We start from the raw sequence: 19,023 nt of genomic DNA, 5'->3' as shown, positions 1-19,023 counted from the left end.
GACTCGCCTAGGCTCCGGCCGTGCTGGTCCTGAGCCGAGAGACCGGTCAGGGCGTCCGGGCCGCCGACGGCAGCGTCGTCGGGCACCTGCGGGACCTGACCGCCCGGCTCGGAGCCGAGCACCCGGTCGTCGCCCGGCTGGCGGTGGGCTCCCGACGACAGATCACGCACCTGGTGCCGTGGAGCGCCGTCGCCTCCTTCGAGCGTTCCGAGGTCCGGCTGCGCGATGTCGGGCCGTGGGACCGGTTCGTGATCGGGCGCGGTGAGGACCCGCTGGAGGAGGACGAGCTCCTGCTGGTGCGTGACGTGCTGGACACCCAGATCGTCGACGTGGCCGGCCACCGGCTCTCGCGCGTGTCCGACGTGGTCATGACCCGGCTGGCCGACGGTCGGCTCGAGGTCGCCGCCGTCGAGGTCGGTAGCGGTGCGGTGGTCCGCCGCCTCGGGCTGCGGCGGCTCGGCGAGCGGCTGCCCCTGCGGGCCGTCGACTGGCGCGACCTGCACCTGACCTCCGCGCGGGGTCACGACGTCCACCTCGCGACGACGACGGCCGCCGTGCACCAGCTCGATGCGCACGATCTGGCCGAACTGCTCACCCGGCTCGACGTCACGAGTGCCGCCGAGGTCGTCCAGGCGGTCGGACCCCGGCGGGCCGCCGGCGCGGTCGCTCGCGCCCACCCGGCCGTCGGCCGGAGCATCATGCTGGCGCTCGAACCGGCCGACGCCAAGAGCGTGATCGACGAGCTTCCCGCCGACGCCCACGAGCGGTACCGGACCGTGGTGAGCTCGCAGTCGCCGCTGGGCGGGCGCCGGTTCCGGCGACTGCGGGGGTGGCGGCGGCACGGGCCGCCGACCGCCCGTGCCGCGCACCACCGTCCCGACCCGGAGGGCGGCCGTGACCTCGACCGGTGACCGGGCGCCGGGCGGCAGCGTGCGCACCGGCCGCCGCACCCGGCTCCTGGCGCTGGTCGCCGTCCTGGGGCCCGGCCTGCTCGCCGGGTTGTCCGACGACGACCCGGCCGGCATCACCACCTACTCGGTCCTCGGCGCCCAGTACGGCTACCAGCTGCTCTGGGTGCTCCTGCTCTCCACGCTCGCCCTGATCGTGTTCCACAGTCTCGGCGCGCGGATGGGGGTGGTCACGGGGCAGGGGCTGATCGGGCTCATCCGCCAGCGCTACGGCGTCCGCGCAGGCGGGATCGCGCTCGTCGTTCTCGTCGCGGCCAACGTCGGCACCACCTGCGCCGAGTTCGCCGGCATCGCCGGGGGCTTCGAGCTGTTCGGGGTCAGCCGCTACGTCGCCGTGCCCGTCGCCGCCGTGGCGGTGACGGTGCTGGTGAACCGCGGCAACTTCCACCGCGTCGAGCACATCCTGATCGGGCTGTCCGCCGTGTTCGTCGCCTACGTCGCCGCCGGGATTCTCGCCGGCCCCGACTGGGGACAGGCCCTGCACGGCCTGGTGGTCCCCACCATGCCGCTCACCCGCGACGCCGTGCTGATCGCCACCGCCACCGTGGGTACCACTCTCGCGCCGTGGGGACTGAGCTTCATCCAGTCCTATGCGGTGGACAAGAAGCTCACCGTCGCCGACCTGCGCTACGAACGGATCGATGTCGCCACCGGCGCGGTGCTCACGGGAGTCATCGGCTTCTTCGTGGTGGTGGCCTGCGCAGCGACCCTGCACGTCCAGGGGGTCGCGATCAACGACGCCGCCGACGCCGCGGGCGCGCTCGAGCCCCTCGCCGGGAGCCTCGCGAGCGCCCTGTTCGCGGTCGGGCTCATCGGGGCGGCGCTGCTCGCCGCGGCCATCCTCCCGCTGTCCACGGCCTACTCGATCTGCGAGTACACCGGCTCCGAGGCAGCCCTGGACGACAGGTTCACGGACGCCAGGCCGTTCTACCTCTCCTACGTCGTGGTGATCGGGGTGTCGGCGCTGATCGTGCTCCTCCCCGGCGCACCGCTGATCCCGATCCTCGTGCTCTCCCAGGTCCTCAACGCGGTCCTGCTGCTACCCCTCCTGGTGTTCATGTACGGGATCGCCCGCGACCGCGACCTGATGGGCGACCACACCGCGAGCCGGCCCGCGGCCGCGCTCTACCTCGCCACCATCGCCGTCATCGCCCTGTGCGTCGGAGCGCTGTTCGTGCTCAGCGTGGCGTAGCAGTGGCGGCCAGCGATGAGATCCGGAGGTTCGTGCGGTCCGACTCGAGGACCGTCGACATGGCGAGGAGCCGTCTGGTCCTCCGCCGGGCGTGAACGCGCAGGACGCCCCCCTGGTTCCGGAAGTCCTGGGTGACCTGCAGAACGGCGGCCCAGGTCATCAGCGCGAGGTAGTCGAGGCCGTCGAGGTCGAGCTGGAAGTCGTCGCCCGCGCCCTCGATCGCGCACTCGAGCACCGCGCGAACGGTCCTGGTGTTGAGGATGCCCGCGTCGCCGTACAGCCGGAGTCCGCCGTCCACGGGAAAGGACGCGGGACCCTGGCCGTTCTGACTCTCGATCCGCAGGTGCAGCCCGTCTCGAATCAGCTCGCGCAGGAGATGATCGAGTCTGGGACCGAGGTCCTCCTGGAGGAGCACGAGACGATCCGAGGGACTCGCCCTCACGACACGGGGTGGAGCTGCAGCGTTCATGGGTCGCGCTCCGGGACAGCGTCGGGCTCTCGACGGACGCGTCGGCGCCGTCGTGGAGTGCGCTGCGCACGGGCCTCCTGTCGGAGCGCCGGCGCAGAGGCACGGTCGCCACCACGACGGGGGCTGGGCCTGATGACTACACGGTGACGATGGACCTCACCGGGTCGAGGTCGCAATGCCCCCTGAATCACATTCGGGCACCTGAATCAGTGCCATGCAATCAGGTGGTGTCAGACCGGCCATCGATGGCCTCCGGCGGCGTCCATTCACGGGCGCCTCGCACTCGAGGAGATGCGGTGGCGGGATATCGGGATCGTCGAGGACCTTCACGTCTTCCTCGTCGTGGTGATACTGCTCGGCAGCCTGCTCTTCCGCACACGGCCCTGCGAAAGGGCACCACCACGGCGTGGAAGGGGTTCGACGTCGGAGTCCGGTCGGACCGCGAGCTCGGGCCCTTCGGCCCTGAGGGTCTGCCGACGCGGTGACCACCGTGTGGTCATGGTGCAGTGGAAGCGGGGTCGCCGGCCCGTGCTCGGCGGGCTGCTGATCATCGTGATCACGGCGTTCGCCGGCACGGCCTGTGGTACGCCCCCGACGACCTCGGTCGCGCCGACGGCAGGCGGCCTCGACGTACCGATGCCGATGATGGGAGGGCCGCGTGTCGACGAAGCGAGCTACCTCGCCGAGATGATCCCCCACCACGAGGAAGCCGTCGCTGCCGCGACACAGCTCGCGCGATCGCCCCGTCCCGAGATGCGCGCACTGGGGCAGCGCATCGTCGCCACCCAGAGCGTCGAGATCCAGCAGATGACCGGGTGGCTGGCGACGTGGTACCCCCGGCAACCGCGACCCGAGTACCGCCCGATGATGCGCGACCTCTCCGCGTTGTCCGGCGACGACCTCGACCGGGCCTTCCTCACCGACATGATCCCCCACCACATGAGCGCGGTGATGATGTCCCAACGTGTCCTGATCGCCGGCGGACCCCTCCACCCCGAGGTCCTCGGGTTCGCCGGCACGGTGCGCGACGTACAGCGCAGCGAGATCGTCCTGATGCGCGGGTACCTGACCAGCTGGTTCCCGACCTCGACCGGCCCCGGCGGGATGGGCCCCGGCGGGATGGGCCAGGGCGGGATGGGCCAGGGCGGTGGGTGGCCGCGGTAGCGGCGGGTCGGCCACGTCTCAGCCCTCTGCGGCGGCGTCGGCGTCGGCGTCCTCCAGCACCCCGACCGCGGTGAAGCGGACCGACTCGCCGGGGTGCAGCGCCAGCACGCGGTCGCCACACCCGACCCGAACCGGCCCGTAGGCCCCCGGCCCCGCGGACACCTGGACCTCGCGCCCGGACACCACGACGTCCACCGGTCGGCCGCGGTACTGGAGGGAGAACTCCAGCCGGCCGAACCGGCGTGGCCAGTGGGGGTTGAACCAGAGCGCGTCGTGCCTCGTCTCGAGCCCGGCGAAGCACCGCTGCAGCAGATCGACACATCCGGCCATCGCGCCGAGGTGCACACCCTCGGCGGTCGTCCCGCCCTGCACATCGGCGATGTCGCTCTGCAGTGCCTGTTCGAAGTGCTCGAGTGCCTGCGCCCGGTGGGCCCGGGCCAGGACCCAGGAGTGCACGAGGGCGCTGAGCGTGGAGCCGTGCGCCGTGCGGGCGACGTAGTACTCGATCGTGCGCGGGATGACCTCGGGCGGGAGTGCGTAACCGAGGCCGGTGAGCAGTGCGCGGAGCTCGTCGGCGGAGAAGACGAAGAACAGCATGAGCACGTCCGCCTGCTTGGAGGCCTGGAACTCGTCCACCGAGCGGCCCTCCGCCTCCAGGATGCGGTCCAGTCGTCGGATGTCGCCGTAGCGGCTCCGGTAGTCGTCCCAGTCCAGCTCCGGGAGATCCCGGTAGCCCTCGAACTGGCTGATGATCCCGTCCGGCGCGATGGGGACGTACATGCGGCGTGCGACGTCGCGCCAGCGCAGGAGCTCGGTCGGAGTGATCGCGAGCCGCTCGACGAGCTCGGTCCGACGGGCGGTCGGCAGCGCGGCGAGCACGTCCTGGGCCCGTCCCAGAAGCCAGACGGTCATGACGTTCGTGTAGGCGTTGTCGTCCAGCCCGGGCGTCTCGGCGCCGGGGTAGCGGCTGCTGAACTCGTCCGGCCCCATGACCCCGCGGATGCGGAAACGGTCGCGGGCCGCGTCGTAGGTGGCGAGGCCCGCGAAGAAGCGGGTGATCTCGAGCATCGCCTCCGCCCCGTGGTCGGCGAGGAACTCGAGGTCGGCGGTGGCCTGGTAGTACTGCCAGATGTTGTACGCGACGGCCAGCCCGACGTGGCGCTGCAGGGAGCTGGTGTCCGGCATCCACCTCCCGGAGCGCGGGTTGAGATGGACCCGCTGGCTCTCCTCCCGACCGTCACTGCCGGACTGCCATGGGTACATCGCCCCGGCGTGACCGTCGGCACGGGCAGCACGTCGCGCCGCATCCAACCGGCGGGTGCGGTAGCGCAACAGCGCCCGCGCGAGCCCGGGCAGACGCAGCGTCAGCACCGGGAAGACGAAGAGCTCGTCCCAGAACACGTGCCCCCGATAGGCCTCCCCGTGCAGGCCACGCGCCGGGATGCCCGCGTCGACGTCGAGGTTGTGCTCCGTCAGGGTCTGCAGGACGTGGAAGAGGTTCAGGCGCAGGCTGCGCAGCGTCTCGTCCGTCGTGGCCTCCTCGCCGTCGGTGAGGTCGAGTCGGAAGCGCCGCCACAACTGGTGCCACGCCAGCTCGTGGGTCTCCAGGAGCTCGTCGAAGGTCGGCGCGTCCGCCAGCGCGGAGACGGCGGCGGTCGTCGGCTCGGCCACCGCGGGGTCCCGCGAGGTCACCAGGGACACGATCTTCTCCACCGCGAGGGGCTCGCCGCGGCGTAGCTCCGGATCGAACTCCAGGCACACCGAGTCCGATTGCGCACACAGCCGAGGGGCCGGACTCCGGGTGCCGCTCCCGGGCACGACCGTGACCCGGGCGGCCTCGGCGACCAGCACCTGCGACCAGGTGGTCCGCGCCGCCAGGAACACCGTGCCGGGTGCGGGGTGCCCGGTGCCGATCGTCTCGAGATGCCGGCCCGCCAGGTCGCGGTAGCGCTCCACCCCGGAGTTCACCACGCGGCCGTCGAGTCCGGAGGCGATCCGGAGCCTGCCGTCCCAGTTCTCGGCCGTGAACACCGTGTGCAGCCCCGCGAGGTAGGGCTGCGCCATGTGCACGAAACGTCGTTGCCGCATCGTCGTGCGTCGACCCCTCGGATCGTCGAAGCGTGTCACGCGGATCAGCAGGCCGCGCCGCAGGTCCAGGGCCACCCGGTGCTCGACGACGTTCCGGGCGGACAGCTGGATCCACTCACCGTCCTCGATCGCGAACCGCAGGTCCGTCCAGTCGGGCAGGTTGACCAGGCTCTCGTTCTCGATCGTGACGCCGGCGATCTCGTCGCTGAGCCGGTTGTAGCAGCCGGCCGCGTAGGTGCCCGGGTAGTGCACACCGTCGGCCACCGACTCGGGGGCGGCTCCCCGCGTGGCGAAACGCCCGTTCCCGAGGGTGCAGAGTGCCTCGCGTCGGCCCTCGTCCGCGAGATCGATGCCGTGCCACTCCACGGTCCACGCGTCCGCCACGTCGCCCCTTCCGGTCCGTCGGTCCGCGCGATCAGCCCGCGGCGAGGTCGGACACGATCTGCTCGGTCCGTTCCCGGAACATTCGCCAGCGGCGTTCGTTGTCGTGGACCAGCTCGGCGGACTGGCAGCAGAGATCGGCAGCGCGTGCGATCACCTCGGCCGCCGACCTCATCCGGGACGGGCTGACGCGGTCGGCGGCCAGGTCGGCTCTCAGCGCGTCGGGAGTGAGATCGACGTGGTCGAGCATCTCGGCGGCGCGGAGGAGGAGCACCGCGATCACCGACTGCATGTGGGCGGCGAGCCAGTCGTTGGTGATGATGCGGTGCCGCTCCCCCATCACGTCGGCCAGGGCATCGACCTCGAGCAGGGAGGCCGCGACCTCCCAGCTGCTCTGCATCGCGGCGGCCAGCCACTCCCCGCCCCGTGCGAAGCCGTCGGCATGCGTCCGGAGCTCCGCGATCATGGCGGTGATCTCGACGGGCCGGCCTCCGCCCTCCATGAACAGGGCGCCGTCCAGGGCGATGGCCGCCTCGCTGTTGAGGTCGTCCGCCCCCTCGTACGGGTTCATCGCGGCCCGGGGCGTGGGGACGACGGTCGACCAGCGGTCAGCCAACGCCTGGAGCGTGCGCCCGTGACGCTGCAGACGCAGGGCCGTCTCGAGGGGCGAGGAGGAGTAGAACCGCTCGTGCTCCCCGTGGAAGTGGGCGAGGTTGAGGATCGCCTCGAGCGGGAGCGAGGTCGATCCGGACGGCGAGGTCATCTCGACGGCTCGTTCCTGACGGGTGGCGCGGACCCCCCGATGATGGGCTCGGTACATCCAGGTCGGCAGAGTCGCCCGACCCGCGCCGAGGAGGTCGACCGACCTCACCGACCGCTGCCGGCGCCGACGGCCGAGACCCTCATGGCGGATCGGCGGGTGAGACCAGGAGGACGATCTCTGCCCCGGATGTGCCGCGCGCGGCGCGTGCGTGGGCCTCGCCGTGCCGTCGTCGAGGTGATCGGCGCGCGGGCCGGGGCGAGTCCCGGGCGGCGGCGGCGCTCAGGACCGCGCCGTGGTCGCCCCCGCGAGTGCCTCCCGCACGCGCGTCAGGCGGGCGCCGGCCTCGTCGGCGACGGGCGCCAGGCCGGCGATGCCGGTCATCGCGACCATGACCTGCGGGTCGAGCACCTCGACGATGCTCCGGGCGCCGTCCGCCTCCGCGCGCACCGTCACGGTGCAGGGCAGCAGGAGACCCACCGACCGGTCGACCTCGAGCGCGCGGTGTGCGAGCGCCGGGTTGCAGGCACCGAGGATCACGTAGTCCTCGAACTCGACGCCGAGCTTCGCGGCCATCGTGGCCTTCACGTCGATCTCGGTGAGGACGCCGAACCCCTCGGCGGCGAGCGCCTCGCGCACCCGGGCGACCGCGTCGATGTAGGGCATGTCGAGCCGGATCTCGCTCGTCTCCATCGTCGTCCTCTCGTCGTTCGCTCCGGCCCGTGGACGGCCGGGTCAGTGGTGCTCCGTGGTCTCCCGGTCCAGCTCTGCACCCACCCACGCGAGGAGCCGGTCGCCCGGTGGTGCGCCGACCTGACGACCGACCACGCGACCGGAACGCAGCAGCAGGAGCGTGGGGATGCTCCGGGCCTCATAGCGGGCGGCGACGGAGGGCGCGGCGTCGACGTCGACCTTGACCACCTTGAGCTGCCCGGCGTACTCCCGCGCCGCACGCTCCACGACCGGAGCGACCATGCGACACGGCCCGCACCAGGCGGCCCAGAGGTCGACGAGTACGGGCAGGCGAGCGCCCTCGGCGATGTCGGCGAAGTCGTGGTCGTCGGCGTCCACGATCCAGGGCAGCGCGGCGCGGCAATGACCACACCGAGGGCTGCCGGCCGCGGTCGGGGGGATGCGGTTGGCACGCCCGCACTGGGGGCACGACACGGGCAAGGACACGCTCGGAGCGTCCCTCGCCCGCGGGGGCCGGGCCAGGGTCGTCCGGGCGTCCGAGCCGGGCCCTTGGGCGTGCGACCGACCACCCGGGGTCCCTGTGCACGGCCACCGGCACCTCGCACCGTGCCGACATGGACACCGAAGGCCGGCGCGGACGACCCGCACAGGTCGCCCCACCTCCCGATCGGCGACCGGTGAGGCAGCGCGTGCTGGTCGCCGGTGCAGCGCTGACCGGCGTCGGCTACGTCGCGTTGCAGCGTCTCGGCCGGTCCTTCGGGAGCACGAGCGCAGAACGGCACCGCCTTCTCCCCGGTGACGAGCTCTGCCCCGAGCCGCAGATCGTCACCACGCACGCCACCACGATCCACGCGCCCCCGTCCCACGTGTGGCCCTGGCTGGTTCAGCTGGGCTGGGGCCGCGGCCAGTGGTATACCGCCCGCTGGGTCGACCGGCTGTTGTTTCCCGCCAACGGCCCCAGTGCCGAGACGTTGCGCCCGGAGCTGCAATAGCTGGCGGTCGGCGACCGCATCCTCGACGGTCCACCCGAGGCGCTCTGCGCGTTCGTCGTCGAGCGGCTCGACCCGCCGCAGCACCTGGTGCTGCACTCCACCGAGCACCTGCCACCGGGCTGGGCCGAGCGCTACCGCGCGGGCATCGACTTCTCCTGGGCCTTCGTCCTCGAACCCGCCGGCGTCGACCGCACGCGATTCGTCTTCCGCACCCGGGCCCGACTGCGGCCGTGGTGGGTCGCGGGCCTGTACCGGGCGCTCGTCGTGCCTGCCGACTTCGTCATGTCCCGCCAGATGCTGCGCGGGGTCCGGGCCCGCGCCGAGGCGACCACCGACGTCGACCTCGCCCGACTCGACGATGAAGCGGAGCAGCCGGGCGCTACCGCGACGAGCTCGAAGTGACGTGATGGAGACTGCTGCTGCGCGCCGACCTCTCGGACACCGCCGACGCCGACGCTGCCCCGAGCGCCCACGGCGTCGTCCGAACCGATGGCCGGGATCACCGTGAACGTGTGCGCGCGGACGGCCCGTCTCATACCCCCAGGGGTATAGTAGTGGTACAGCGTCCCGACCGGGACGCCAGAGGGGAGCCCACCATGCAGGTCCAGGCCGCCGAGCTCACCGACGTGGTCAGCCGGCTCCGGCGGGTGGAGGGTCAGATCGCGGGGATCGTGCGCATGATCGAGGACGGCCGCGAGTGCAAGGACGTCGTCACCCAGCTGGCAGCCGCGTCCCGCGCTCTCGACAAGGCGGGCTTCAAGATCATCGCGACCGGGCTGCGGCACTGCATGACCGAGACCGACGACGGCGAGCGCTCCGTCGACGTCGCGGAGATGGAGAAGCTCTTCCTCTCCCTCGCCTGACCGCGCCCGCCACGATTTCCAGACCGACGCAGCAACGGTAGATACCCTACCGGGTAGGGAACCATCATGATCGATGTGCAGATCATCGCCACCACGAGCCTCGGTGACCGCAGCTACCTCGCCCATGACGGACGGGTCGCGCTGGTCGTCGACCCGCAGCGCGACATCGACCGCGTGCTCGCCCTGGCCGACGAGCTCGGCGTGCGGATCACCCATGTCGCCGAGACCCACATCCACAACGACTACGTCAGCGGCGGCCTCGAGCTCGCCGGCCGCACCGGCGCGACCTACCTCGTCGACGCCCGCGACCACGTCGGCTTCGACCGCACCCCGGTGCGCGAGGGCGACGACATCGTCGTCGGGGCGATACGGCTTCGACCGTTGGCATCCCCGGGCCACACCCACCACCACCTGTCCTACGCCCTGGCAGACGCGTCGGGTGCCGTGCACGCGGTGTTCACCGGCGGCTCGATGCTCTACGGCACCACCGGGCGCACCGACCTGGTCTCCCCCGCCGACACCGTCGAGCTCACCCACGCCCAGTACCACTCCGTCCGCCGCCTGGTCGACCGGCTCCCGGCCGACGCCGTGGTGTACCCGACCCACGGATTCGGCAGCTTCTGCTCGGCGACCCCGCCCACGGCCGAAGCCTCCACGGTCGGCGAGCAGCGGACGGCCAACCCGGCGCTGACCCGGGACGAGCAGGACTTCGTCGACACCCTGATCGCCGGGCTCGGGGCCTACCCCGCCTACTACGCGCGCATGGGGCCCACCAACGCGGCCGGCCCCGCGCCGGTCGACCTGTCGGCGCCGGAGCCGGTCGGGCCCGTCGAGCTGCGCGCCCGCCTGGAGGCCGGCATCGGGGCCGGCCAGTGGGTCGTCGATCTGCGTGAGCGCACCGCGTTCGCCGCCGGGCACCTTCCCGGCTCGCTCTCGTTCGAGCTCGCCGAGCCCTTCGTCACCTACCTCGGATGGCTGCTGCCCGAGGACGCCGAGCTGACCCTCGTCGGCGAGACACCTGAGCAGATCGCCGACGCCCGGCGCGAGCTCGCGCGGATCGGCATCGACCGCCTCGCGGGTGCGGCCACCGGCCCGATCGACACCCTCGCCAGCGACGCGACCCTGGCGTCCTACCGGGTCTCGGACTTCTCCGGCCTGCTCGCCCGGGACCCGGCGACGGTGACCGTCGTCGACGCCCGCACCGAGAACGAGCGCGCCGGCGGTGGCGTGGCCGGATCGCTGCACATCGCGCTGCACGAGCTGCTCGCCCGACGCGACGAGGTTCCCGATGGCGAGGTGTGGATCTACTGCGGGTCCGGCTACCGCGCCGCGGTCGCGGCCTCCCTGCTCGCCACCGAGGCCGGTCGGGACCGCGAGCTGGTCGTGATCGATGACGACTGGGCCGAGGCCGCCGAGTCCGGACTGCCCATCGCCCACGACCAGGCACCCGCACCCGTCGGCTGAGCGAGTACGCACCCCGACGACTCGAGAGGACTCCCCATGACCCCCGGCGCCGCCCCGACGACAGGGGCCGACGACGCCCGTGCCCGCGTGCCGGCGCGGGCCCCGCGAGGCTGAGCGATGTTCGGGCTCGCGGCGCTGCTCGGCGCCGTGGTCGGCGCGCTGCTGGGCCTGGTCGGCGGGGGCGGCGGCATCCTCGCCGTCCCCACCCTGGTCTACGGGCTCGGGCTCCCGCTCTCCGCGGCCGTCCCGGCCTCGCTCGTGGTCATCGGACTGGCATCCGCGGTCGCCGTCGCTCCCCGCGCCCGCCGGGACGTCAACTGGCGCCTGGCCGCGATCGTCGGGGCCGCCGGGGTACCCGCCGCCCTGCTCGGCGGCGTGGTCAACCACCGGCTCGACCAGCAGATCCTCCTGCTGGCCTTCGCCGCCATCATGATCGTCGCCGGGGTCCGGATGCTGCGCGCCACCGACGAGTCCGGCGGCGTCTGCGACCTACCCGACGGCGGGGTCGCGTGGCGACGCTGCCTGCCGCGCGCGATCGCCACCGGGCTCGCCGTCGGGTTCCTGACCGGTCTGCTCGGCGTCGGCGGCGGATTCCTTCTCGTACCCGCGATGATCATCGCCCTCGGACTGCGCACCCCGATCGCTGTGGCGACCTCGCTCGTCGTCATCGTCGTCAACTCGGCCGCCGGGCTCGCGCCCTACCTCATCGGCGCCGACGCCGGCGTCGGATTCGACTGGCCGGTCATCGCCACGTTCGCCCTGGCCGCCATCGTCGCGTCCCTCCCCGCCGCGCGGCTCGCCCGCCACATTCCTGCCGCCCGCCTGCGACGCGGGTTCGCGGTGCTGGTCCTGCTCGTCGCCGTCGGCGTGACCACGCAGGTCCTCGTCACCGTGACCGCGTGAACCCCACCGACCACGCCCCCACCCCCAGGAGAGGAACAACCATGGCCACCGTCCGAGAGATCACCGTCGACGAGCTCGCCGCCGCCCGCGACGACGTGGCGCCCCCGGTCGTGCTCGACGTCCGCGGCCGCGACGAGTACGCCACCGGGCACGTCCCCGGCGCGCTCAACATCCCGCTCGACGAGCTCCCCGGTCACGTCGGCGAGCTGCGCCACGTCGGACCCATCGCCGCCATCTGCCGCTCCGGACGCCGGAGCATCGAGGCGGCCGAGGCTCTCGGTGCCGCCGGGATCAGCGCCGTGTCGGTGGCCGGCGGAACCAGCGCCTGGACCGCGACGGGCCGGCCGACCCACGTCGGCTGATGCACCTGGCCCCGGACCCTGCCGATCACCGTGCCGCACCGGCCGACGGTGCCACGGAGTCGCCACGCCGTACGTCGGCGACGGTGGCGTCGAGGAACAGGATCGGGAAGGTGCGGATGCTCCGGTCCTCGACGTCGAAGGACGGCCTGTTCTGCACCTGCAGGTGCAGGTGGGGCTCGCCCGAGTTGCCGGAGTCACCGACCTGGCCGATCACCTGGCCGCGCCGGACCTGCTCGCCCGCCCGGACGCGGACGCTGCCCTGCTCCAGGTGCCCGTAGAGGACGTAGTGGCCGCCGCCGATGTCGAGGATCACGTGGTTGCCGGCCATGTCGCGCCGCGTGTACCCGCCGATGGGGAGGTCGGGGAGACCGTCCGAGGCTTCGGTGACCCGCGCGTCCGAGACGGCGAGAACGGGCTGCCCGAAGATGAGGAAGTCCTCCAGACGGCTCCCGTCTCCGTCGTGGGTCCGGCCGTCGACGACCTCGACGAAGTCGATGGCGTCACGTTGCACGGCGAGCGTCCAGTGGTTGTTGACCAGCGCGCTCCGCCCCGCCGAGATGGCCTCCCACCGACCGGCCTGCGGCAGCCCGACCACGACGGGGTCGCGGGGGGCGGTCACGGTGCCGACGAGCTGGGCGATGAGGACCGCCGTGCCGAGCAGGGCCAGCAGGTTGGTCGCGAAGGAGATGCGCTGCAGCGGGAGGGCGACCAGGACCGCCGCGACGGCCAGGCCGATCCAGAACACCGCGGTCACGAACGGTTCGGCGCCAGGGAGGTAGGACCGCCAGACGAAGAACGTGCCGGGAAGTCCGGCGGCGGCCAGGACCGCGAGGAAGAGCCAGAGGTTCGCGGCCTGGAGCCCGAAGGTCCGCCGTGCCAGGGAGCGCGGTGAGCCTGCGCCGGCACGGACCCGGCGAACGACCATGACGACGGGCAGGACGACGGCGAACGCGACCATCGCGATCACCGTCTCGCCCGTCTGGTAGGCGCGGACGCCGGAGACGAGCCCCGTGACCCCCAGGATCAGCTCGCGGTGTCCGAGGACGGCCGGGGCGGGGAACTCGCGCGTCTCGGCCAGACGCGGGATCGCCACGCACACGGACGCCACCGCGCCCAGGACGACGGGTACGGACTCGAAGGGAAACCGGCCGACCAGGAGATCCGCGCCGACTGCGACCGGGACGAACGCGGACGCCGTGAGAATGGCCAGGACGAGATTGCGCCGGGTCGCGGCGACGCCGCGATGCCGATGACGTACGTCGGGCTCGATCGAGAGCATGACGAGCACACCCAGGACGACCACGACCGCGAAGGCCGGCAGGTCGAGCACCCCGAGGGCGGTCGCGGCGAACCACATCACCGACAGAGCGCCGGCACACCACCGCGCCCCGGCGGACCTGCCGGGATCGGGGCGTCGAGCGATACGTACCTGCGTCGTCGACATGGTCACACCTCCGCGGTCGGAGAGGGACCCTGCTGTGTGCGCCGCACGCCGCGGAGCCGACGACCATCTCTGCCTCTCGCGAAGGCGACCCTGTCGTGTCCGCGCCGCTCGCCGCAGCCCGCGAAGGTCCCCCCGCTCCGGGCCGAAGGTCCACTCCCGGACGCTCCTCCCGCTCCTCGCGGGGTTCCGACCGGAGCCACGGGCCCCACGACCGTCCCACCGAGGTCGCACGGCCCTGCGCGAACCCTGACCGGCGAGGAACGCTTCCGGTCATGAGATCGTCCACGGCCTATCGCCTCTGGCTCCCGAGTTGGCTGGGCTTGCTGCTGCTGGCCGTGCTCAACGGCACGGTCCGGGGCACGGTCCTCCAGCCACGGCTCGGCGAGGAGACCGCCCGCCGTGTCGCGACCGTCGTGCTGCTCGCGGCGTTGACCGCCTACGTGCACCGGCTGCAGCGACGTCACCCGCTCCCGCAGGCACCCCGCGGGCCCGAGACGCGATGACGCCCACGAGCGTGGTGCTCAGCTCGGGCGTCGGCGTGGCGTTGATCGCGACCGCACTGTTCGACGTCTTCGCCACCCTGTTCTCGCACCCGCGGCGGCACTCGCTGAGCCGAACGGAGATCAGCGCGACGTGGTCGGTGTGTCATCACCTGCCGGGTTCGCGGACCCTGGCACTTGCCGGCCCCCTCTCGTTCCTCGTCGTCGTGGCGAGCTGGACGACGTTCCTGGGGTTCGGCTGGGCCCTCGTGTACTGGCCGTGGATGCCCGAGGGCTTCCTGCACGCGACGGAGCTCGGCGCCGTCGGCACGAGCCTGCTCGACGCCCTGTCCTTCTCGCTGGTCACCCTCAGCACGCTCGGCTACGGCGATGTCTCGCCCGCGCACGGACTGCTGCGCCTGGCCGCCCCGCTGGAGGCCCTGCTGGGACTGGGGCTGCTGACCGCGAGCGTGTCGTGGTTGCTCTCGATCTTCCCCGTGCTCTCCCGGCGCCGGGCCCTGGCCTACGAGATCCGCCTGCTGCAGGAGGTCGGCAACGACAGCGCCGACCCCGGCCCGCCGGAACCGCTGCCCCCCAGCGTGTACGCCGACCTGACCTCGCGGCTGGTGGCCAGCGAGCGCGACCTGGTCACCTTCCCGATCACCTACTACTTCCACGACGACGACGTGCGGTTCGCGCTGCCGGCGGTGATGAGCCATCTGCTGGACCTCGCCGAGCAGGCCCGCCGACAGAGCACCTGCCCCGACGCCCATTTCCACGGCGGGCTGCTGCTGCGGGCGATCGACGACTTCGCCGCCGGGATCGTCGGCCGCTTCGGGCTCCCGGGCGACTCGACGCGGGACGTGCTCGAGGCCTACGCCCGCGACCACGCCGTCGGAGGCGTCGGCTCGGGTATCGATACCCCGGGGCCGCCTCCTCCCGGCGGCCACCGCCTCCCGGAGGACCGGGGGTCGTAGGTTCGACAGGGGAGCCGCCGGCTCAGCGGACCGACGCGGTGCCAGCCCCCGATGCGTAGGCCGATCAGGGCGCCGTGCCGGGGCGGGACGACCGCGCCCAGGCATCTCCGGGCCCTCGGTCGCGTCCCGCCGGGCCCACCGGCCCTGCTCGACGGGGCTTCCCGGTGGCGATCTGGTCTGCCGGCCCGAGCGGCCGGGTTCGACGACAGGAGGAGCTCCATGGCTTCCACGACGCGGGGCCGACGCGCCGGCACCCCCGAACGAACCGACATCGCAGCAGCGACGGCGGCGGGCACCTCGACGAAGACCGCCACCACCGCCACGGCGGAGAGCGCGACCGACACCGCACAGCCCGCACCGTCGGGCGGCATCACCGGCGCCCTCCTCCGCGGTGCCCGTGCGGTCGTCGACACGTTGAGCGCGCCCGTCCCCGACGGCTTCCTCGGCCGGCACCCGCGCATGACCGCGATCGCAGTGGACGAGCGCGTCGAGGACGATGCCGTCGTCGTCGACGCGGAACTGCCCGGCTTCGCCCCCGGCGACATCACCGTCGCCGCGGAGGGCGGTCGACTGCTCCTGCACGCGGTGCGCGAGGCCGCTCCTGGGACCGATCGGTCGGACACCGCCGGCCTGCGCCGTCGCGAGCGGCGCACGGGCACCTTCCACCGCGAGCTCGCCGTCCCGCCGGACACCGACCCGTCGACGATCACCGCGTCCTACGCCGACGGCGTGCTGACCGTCCGTATGCACCTGCCGGCACCACGGACGCCGACCGAGCGTGTCGAGATCCCCGTACGGCATGTCGAGCGGGCCCCGGGCGGCGACACGGAGGACGGGAGTCCGTCCTGAGCGCGACCCCCGAGCCGCGCCGACGGGCGGTGAGGTGGCGTCAGGGCCCGGGCGTCGTGGGCACCAGGGCGGTGAGACGGAACCGGAAGAACTCCCGTCGGCGGGCGTCGGGCCCGTCTGGATACCAGCCCACCGCACCTCTCGCGGGGACGATCGAGGTGCCGAAGCGCCTGATCGCGGACACCCGACCGCCGAACGGGTGCGCGCCCCAGCGTCCGGTCCCTCCGGGGTCGCCCCACCGCAGCGTGCGGAAGGCCCGCAGCTGGCCGCACTCGTCGAGGTGGAGATGGAGGTCCACCGGGGTCTCGCCGACCGGGAACCGCACGCGGAGGTGTCGGTTGTCGATGGCGGTCCACACGACATCCGGAGCCGGCAGCAGAGCCGCGGGCGCCCAGATCGCCTCGGCACCGCAGCGTCCGGCGGCGCTGCGCGCGACGTCGGACCCCTCGACGTCGACCAGGGGCACCCGGCCCGCGAGGCTCCAGTGCATCCGACCGGCGCCGGCGCCTCCCGTATCCGCACCGCGGATCAGCCCACCGACCGTCGCCGACCAGTGGAAACCCTGTCGTGGGGCGAGTTCCTCCTCGGCGCGGAGCGGGAGCCAGAGCGGTCCGAGCCGCAGCCATCCCCGCATCCGCAGGCGTACCGCGGGGACCACCGGCGCCCCCGGGAGGAGCGATCCCGCGAAGTAGCGCACCACCGCGGGCGGCACCCGGTCGCGCAGGTCGCAGGGCCAGAACACCGCCGGCTCGGGCGCGGCGGGGCCGGCGGGCGGGGACGGGTCAGCGGGTGTCGCGGCCTGTGCCCCGGGGCCGAACAGGCCGTCGAGGTCTCGCTCGGTGATCATCCGACGACCTCCTGCGTGTCGGCCACCCGGTCGGCAGTCTCCACAGACGTCAGGCTCCCTGCGGAAGGTCCGCCGGGGTGCTGCGCTCGGCTGAAGAGGCCAACCAGGCGGCGGCCTCGTCGAGGGCGTCGTTGCCGAACACGCGCATCGGGAAGGGCACCAGGAGACCCGCGAGGTGGACCAGCTCGGCGACCCAGTGGATGTCGCTCACGAGGGCGTACCCCTCGATCTCGTGCCACAGGCCGGGATGCCGCATCCACGTCCCGGCCTTCTCCCACACCGCGCCCGCGGTGAAGCCCTCGTACTCCGGGCCGAGCTGCAGCAGGACGCGCACACGTCGGCCGTCCGCCTGGGCCTCGTCGAGCATCGACCCGACCACGCTCGCGTAGTCCTCGGCGGTGATCGTCCCGACGGCCTTGATCGCCACGATGCCCTGGGGCATGTCCGGGATCGTCTCCAGCATCGTCTCCTCCTCCGATCGGTCCTGCTGTGGGATGGCGCGTCGGGTGGCGGTGACGGCCCGCCGCGGTGACCGGGGTCAGGGGTGGACGTTCGCCCGGTGGTCCCGGGGTCCGCGGACCTCGGCCCCGGAGCGTGCGTCGCCGGCCGCCGGAACGCCCGCGTCCTCGGCCCCGGCCCCGGCCCAGCCGATCGCCACGTCGAGGTCGTCGTAGGGGAACCGACGGACCTCCGGGTGCAGGGCCACGTCGGCGACGGCCGCGCCCGCGGCGGGCAGGACGCCGTCGACGGCGAGTGCGAGGCGCCGGACGCGGTACTCGTGCCCCGCCACGAAGCCGAGGTGGTGCCACAGCGCCGGGAGGTTCGCCCAGCCCGGGATCCGAGGGGCGTGCACGACCAGGCCGCGGAGCTCGCGCGCGGACCGCAGCTCGTCGTCGACGGCGGCCGCCAGCGCATCGATGTCCTCGGTACGCAGTGCGCGGTCGACCTCCGCGACGACCACCCCGGTCGCGGGGTACGTCCGGGTGTGGATGCGGGGACCTCCGTGCAGCGCCAGGAGCCACGCGACGGCCTCGTCCCGCTGCCGGATCCCGAACACGCGCAGCGGATACGGCACCGCGAAGGCCGCGACGCGGCACGCCACCCGCATCCAGGCGAGGTCGGTCACCACGGCGAAGGCCGCGAAGCGTCCGATGGCGCGGGCGCCCAGCCGCAGGTCCTCCCAGAGCGCGGCGGGTGTCACTCCGGCGTAGTCGTCCTCGATCTGGCAGAGGACCCGGAGCCGTCGGTCCGCGCGCTCGGCCTCCTGCAGCAGAGGTAGCACGACGGCGTCGTACTCCTCACGGGTGAGCAGACCGCCGGCCCGGACGCCGTCGATCTCGGGCGGGACGTCGGACAGCTTCTCGATCATGTCTCCTCCGTCGGTCTCGACCGCCCTCCGTCAGCGTGCCGCCACGGGGCCGGGCCGCAGCCGGCCGGCGACGAGCAGCGTCACGCCCTCGATGACGATCTGGATGCCCAGCAGGAGGCCCAGCAGGGACGGGACGGCGATGGTCAGGTTGAACAGCACGACCAGACCCAGAATGATCGACAGGATTCCGCTGACGATCAGCAGGGATCGGGCCTGTGGCACCTGGGCCCCGGCGAACAGCCGGGTCACGCCGACGACGAGGAACAGCGCGCCTGCCAGCAACGTGAGCGCTGCGGCGCCCGCCAGCGGGTCGCGGACGATGATCACGCCCAGCACGATGAGCACGGCCCCGCCGAGCGCGGCGGACCAGGAGACGCCGGACTCGCGGCGGACGAAGGCGCCCACCAGCGTCACGACACCCGATCCGATCGCGATCCAGCCGAGGAGCAGCACGGACAGGATCGTCGCGACCACCGCGTTGCCCAGCACCAACAACCCGGCCAGCAGCAACAGGATCCCGAGCGCGACGTCCCAGCCGGTCCTGCGTCGTTCCATGACGGTCGCCATGACCATCTCCTTCCGCTCCGTGGCGGGGACGATGCTGGGGGGCGGGTGCTCCCGGTAGGGGCTTTCGGACCCGGTCGTGAGGGGGCGTCGGTCCCCCTCCGGGCCGGAAGGCCCGGTCCCTCGGGCCCGAGAGCCTCTCGCCACCCCGCTCGACCCGGCGTTCGATGGTGGTCGGGCCCGCGGTCAGGCCGT

Annotated in this window: 22 protein-coding genes; 12 read left to right on the top strand and 10 right to left on the bottom strand. The window is 73.0% G+C overall.

Going from position 1 to position 19,023, the window contains the following annotated elements; all coding sequences use genetic code 11:
• The first annotated feature begins 20 nt into the window (after positions 1–20).
• Together ACQPYN_RS15040 and ACQPYN_RS15035 are read left to right on the top strand one after the other, a co-directional pair.
• Positions 21–911: a hypothetical protein gene (locus ACQPYN_RS15040; RefSeq protein WP_433038195.1), complete on the top strand. Its 891-nt coding sequence runs from the start codon at positions 21–23 to the stop codon at positions 909–911.
• Positions 895–2,160, top strand: coding sequence for an NRAMP family divalent metal transporter (locus ACQPYN_RS15035; protein ID WP_433038193.1), 1,266 nt, complete (start codon positions 895–897; stop codon positions 2,158–2,160). The genes ACQPYN_RS15040 and ACQPYN_RS15035 overlap by 17 nt, the downstream gene beginning before the upstream one ends.
• On the opposite strand, the gene ACQPYN_RS15030 is transcribed toward ACQPYN_RS15035, so the two are convergent.
• Positions 2,147–2,458, bottom strand: coding sequence for a hypothetical protein (locus ACQPYN_RS15030; protein ID WP_433038192.1), 312 nt, complete (start codon positions 2,456–2,458; stop codon positions 2,147–2,149). The two genes, ACQPYN_RS15035 and ACQPYN_RS15030, sit on opposite strands and share 14 nt — an antisense overlap.
• 669 nt (positions 2,459–3,127) lie before the next feature.
• On the opposite strand from ACQPYN_RS15030, the gene ACQPYN_RS15025 reads away from it, so the two are divergent.
• A complete protein-coding gene (locus tag ACQPYN_RS15025; protein ID WP_433038190.1) occupies positions 3,128–3,793 on the top strand; it encodes a DUF305 domain-containing protein in 666 nt (221 codons plus the stop codon).
• 18 nt (positions 3,794–3,811) lie between these two features.
• Here ACQPYN_RS15025 and ACQPYN_RS15020 read toward each other — a convergent pair whose 3' ends face one another.
• From ACQPYN_RS15020 to trxA, 4 genes are all read right to left on the bottom strand, one after another.
• Positions 3,812–6,265, bottom strand: coding sequence for a glycoside hydrolase family 65 protein (locus tag ACQPYN_RS15020; RefSeq protein ID WP_433038188.1), 2,454 nt, complete (start codon positions 6,263–6,265; stop codon positions 3,812–3,814).
• A gap of 31 nt (positions 6,266–6,296) precedes the next feature.
• Entirely contained in the window at positions 6,297–7,025 is a 729-nt protein-coding gene (locus tag ACQPYN_RS15015) for a hypothetical protein (RefSeq protein WP_433038186.1), read from the bottom strand.
• Positions 7,026–7,304: 279 nt separating this feature from the next.
• Positions 7,305–7,715 (bottom strand): DUF302 domain-containing protein, encoded by a 411-nt coding sequence (locus tag ACQPYN_RS15010; RefSeq protein ID WP_433038184.1) that lies wholly within the window; start codon positions 7,713–7,715, stop codon positions 7,305–7,307.
• A 42-nt stretch (positions 7,716–7,757) separates the two neighbouring features.
• Positions 7,758–8,201, bottom strand: coding sequence for a thioredoxin (gene trxA, locus ACQPYN_RS15005; RefSeq protein ID WP_433038182.1), 444 nt, complete (start codon positions 8,199–8,201; stop codon positions 7,758–7,760).
• A gap of 203 nt (positions 8,202–8,404) precedes the next feature.
• On the opposite strand from trxA, the gene ACQPYN_RS15000 reads away from it, so the two are divergent.
• From ACQPYN_RS15000 to ACQPYN_RS14975, 6 genes are all read left to right on the top strand, one after another.
• Complete coding sequence (locus ACQPYN_RS15000) at positions 8,405–8,707, top strand: hypothetical protein (protein ID WP_433038180.1); 303 nt, start codon at positions 8,405–8,407, stop codon at positions 8,705–8,707.
• Between the two features lie 87 nt (positions 8,708–8,794).
• On the top strand, positions 8,795–9,109 hold the full coding sequence (locus tag ACQPYN_RS14995; protein ID WP_433038178.1) for a hypothetical protein: 315 nt from the start codon (positions 8,795–8,797) through the stop codon (positions 9,107–9,109).
• A 194-nt stretch (positions 9,110–9,303) separates the two neighbouring features.
• Positions 9,304–9,570 carry a metal-sensitive transcriptional regulator gene (locus tag ACQPYN_RS14990; RefSeq protein WP_433038176.1) on the top strand — a complete coding sequence of 89 codons (267 nt, stop codon included), beginning with the start codon at positions 9,304–9,306 and terminating at the stop codon, positions 9,568–9,570.
• A 66-nt stretch (positions 9,571–9,636) separates the two neighbouring features.
• Positions 9,637–11,034: an MBL fold metallo-hydrolase gene (locus tag ACQPYN_RS14985; RefSeq protein ID WP_433038174.1), complete on the top strand. Its 1,398-nt coding sequence runs from the start codon at positions 9,637–9,639 to the stop codon at positions 11,032–11,034.
• Positions 11,035–11,151: 117 nt separating this feature from the next.
• A complete protein-coding gene (locus ACQPYN_RS14980; RefSeq protein ID WP_433038172.1) occupies positions 11,152–11,937 on the top strand; it encodes a sulfite exporter TauE/SafE family protein in 786 nt (261 codons plus the stop codon).
• Positions 11,938–11,978: 41 nt separating this feature from the next.
• Entirely contained in the window at positions 11,979–12,299 is a 321-nt protein-coding gene (locus tag ACQPYN_RS14975) for a rhodanese-like domain-containing protein (protein ID WP_433038170.1), read from the top strand.
• A 25-nt stretch (positions 12,300–12,324) separates the two neighbouring features.
• Here ACQPYN_RS14975 and ACQPYN_RS14970 read toward each other — a convergent pair whose 3' ends face one another.
• On the bottom strand, positions 12,325–13,743 hold the full coding sequence (locus ACQPYN_RS14970) for a M23 family metallopeptidase (RefSeq protein WP_433038168.1): 1,419 nt from the start codon (positions 13,741–13,743) through the stop codon (positions 12,325–12,327).
• A 272-nt stretch (positions 13,744–14,015) separates the two neighbouring features.
• Here ACQPYN_RS14970 and ACQPYN_RS14965 point away from each other — a divergent pair, with 272 nt between their 5' ends.
• From ACQPYN_RS14965 to ACQPYN_RS14955, 3 genes are all read left to right on the top strand, one after another.
• Complete coding sequence (locus tag ACQPYN_RS14965; protein WP_433038166.1) at positions 14,016–14,246, top strand: hypothetical protein; 231 nt, start codon at positions 14,016–14,018, stop codon at positions 14,244–14,246.
• Complete coding sequence (locus ACQPYN_RS14960) at positions 14,243–15,199, top strand: ion channel (protein ID WP_433038164.1); 957 nt, start codon at positions 14,243–14,245, stop codon at positions 15,197–15,199. Before ACQPYN_RS14965 ends, ACQPYN_RS14960 begins: the two co-directional genes overlap by 4 nt.
• A gap of 219 nt (positions 15,200–15,418) precedes the next feature.
• Complete coding sequence (locus ACQPYN_RS14955) at positions 15,419–16,048, top strand: Hsp20/alpha crystallin family protein (RefSeq protein WP_433038162.1); 630 nt, start codon at positions 15,419–15,421, stop codon at positions 16,046–16,048.
• Between the two features lie 40 nt (positions 16,049–16,088).
• Here ACQPYN_RS14955 and ACQPYN_RS14950 read toward each other — a convergent pair whose 3' ends face one another.
• The 4 genes from ACQPYN_RS14950 to ACQPYN_RS14935 form a co-directional block, all read right to left on the bottom strand.
• On the bottom strand, positions 16,089–16,895 hold the full coding sequence (locus ACQPYN_RS14950) for a DUF6544 family protein (protein WP_433038160.1): 807 nt from the start codon (positions 16,893–16,895) through the stop codon (positions 16,089–16,091).
• Between the two features lie 49 nt (positions 16,896–16,944).
• Entirely contained in the window at positions 16,945–17,358 is a 414-nt protein-coding gene (locus ACQPYN_RS14945; protein WP_433038158.1) for an STAS/SEC14 domain-containing protein, read from the bottom strand.
• Between the two features lie 75 nt (positions 17,359–17,433).
• Positions 17,434–18,264, bottom strand: a complete 831-nt coding sequence (locus ACQPYN_RS14940) for an STAS/SEC14 domain-containing protein (protein WP_433038156.1) — start codon at positions 18,262–18,264, stop codon at positions 17,434–17,436.
• Between the two features lie 30 nt (positions 18,265–18,294).
• The gene (locus tag ACQPYN_RS14935; protein ID WP_433038154.1) at positions 18,295–18,831 is read right to left on the bottom strand and encodes a DUF308 domain-containing protein; all 537 of its coding nucleotides are present in this window, start codon (positions 18,829–18,831) and stop codon (positions 18,295–18,297) included.
• Positions 18,832–19,023 lie beyond the last annotated feature (192 nt).

Source organism: Actinomycetospora sp. CA-053990 (assembly GCF_050948445.1).
Taxonomy (GTDB): Bacteria; Actinomycetota; Actinomycetes; order Mycobacteriales; family Pseudonocardiaceae; genus Actinomycetospora; species Actinomycetospora callitridis.
The sequence above is the reverse complement of the archived record's forward strand: the minus strand, read 5'-3'. Positions and strand labels throughout refer to the sequence as shown.

What these genes read in the sequence shown, in the direction of transcription:
- ACQPYN_RS14970 (WP_433038168.1), bottom strand. Translation starts at nt 13,743, where the DNA reads ATGTCGACGACGCAGGTACGTATCGCTCGACGCCCCGATCCCGGCAGG.
- ACQPYN_RS14940 (WP_433038156.1), bottom strand. Translation starts at nt 18,264, where the DNA reads ATGATCGAGAAGCTGTCCGACGTCCCGCCCGAGATCGACGGCGTCCGG.
- ACQPYN_RS14990 (WP_433038176.1), top strand. Translation starts at nt 9,304, where the DNA reads ATGCAGGTCCAGGCCGCCGAGCTCACCGACGTGGTCAGCCGGCTCCGG.
- ACQPYN_RS14945 (WP_433038158.1), bottom strand. Translation starts at nt 17,358, where the DNA reads ATGCTGGAGACGATCCCGGACATGCCCCAGGGCATCGTGGCGATCAAG.
- ACQPYN_RS14965 (WP_433038166.1), top strand. Translation starts at nt 14,016, where the DNA reads ATGAGATCGTCCACGGCCTATCGCCTCTGGCTCCCGAGTTGGCTGGGC.
- ACQPYN_RS14975 (WP_433038170.1), top strand. Translation starts at nt 11,979, where the DNA reads ATGGCCACCGTCCGAGAGATCACCGTCGACGAGCTCGCCGCCGCCCGC.
- ACQPYN_RS14935 (WP_433038154.1), bottom strand. Translation starts at nt 18,831, where the DNA reads ATGGCGACCGTCATGGAACGACGCAGGACCGGCTGGGACGTCGCGCTC.
- ACQPYN_RS14960 (WP_433038164.1), top strand. Translation starts at nt 14,243, where the DNA reads ATGACGCCCACGAGCGTGGTGCTCAGCTCGGGCGTCGGCGTGGCGTTG.
- ACQPYN_RS14980 (WP_433038172.1), top strand. Translation starts at nt 11,152, where the DNA reads ATGTTCGGGCTCGCGGCGCTGCTCGGCGCCGTGGTCGGCGCGCTGCTG.
- ACQPYN_RS15025 (WP_433038190.1), top strand. Translation starts at nt 3,128, where the DNA reads ATGGTGCAGTGGAAGCGGGGTCGCCGGCCCGTGCTCGGCGGGCTGCTG.
- ACQPYN_RS15015 (WP_433038186.1), bottom strand. Translation starts at nt 7,025, where the DNA reads ATGACCTCGCCGTCCGGATCGACCTCGCTCCCGCTCGAGGCGATCCTC.
- ACQPYN_RS14985 (WP_433038174.1), top strand. Translation starts at nt 9,637, where the DNA reads ATGATCGATGTGCAGATCATCGCCACCACGAGCCTCGGTGACCGCAGC.
- ACQPYN_RS15010 (WP_433038184.1), bottom strand. Translation starts at nt 7,715, where the DNA reads ATGGAGACGAGCGAGATCCGGCTCGACATGCCCTACATCGACGCGGTC.
- ACQPYN_RS14955 (WP_433038162.1), top strand. Translation starts at nt 15,419, where the DNA reads ATGGCTTCCACGACGCGGGGCCGACGCGCCGGCACCCCCGAACGAACC.
- ACQPYN_RS14950 (WP_433038160.1), bottom strand. Translation starts at nt 16,895, where the DNA reads ATGATCACCGAGCGAGACCTCGACGGCCTGTTCGGCCCCGGGGCACAG.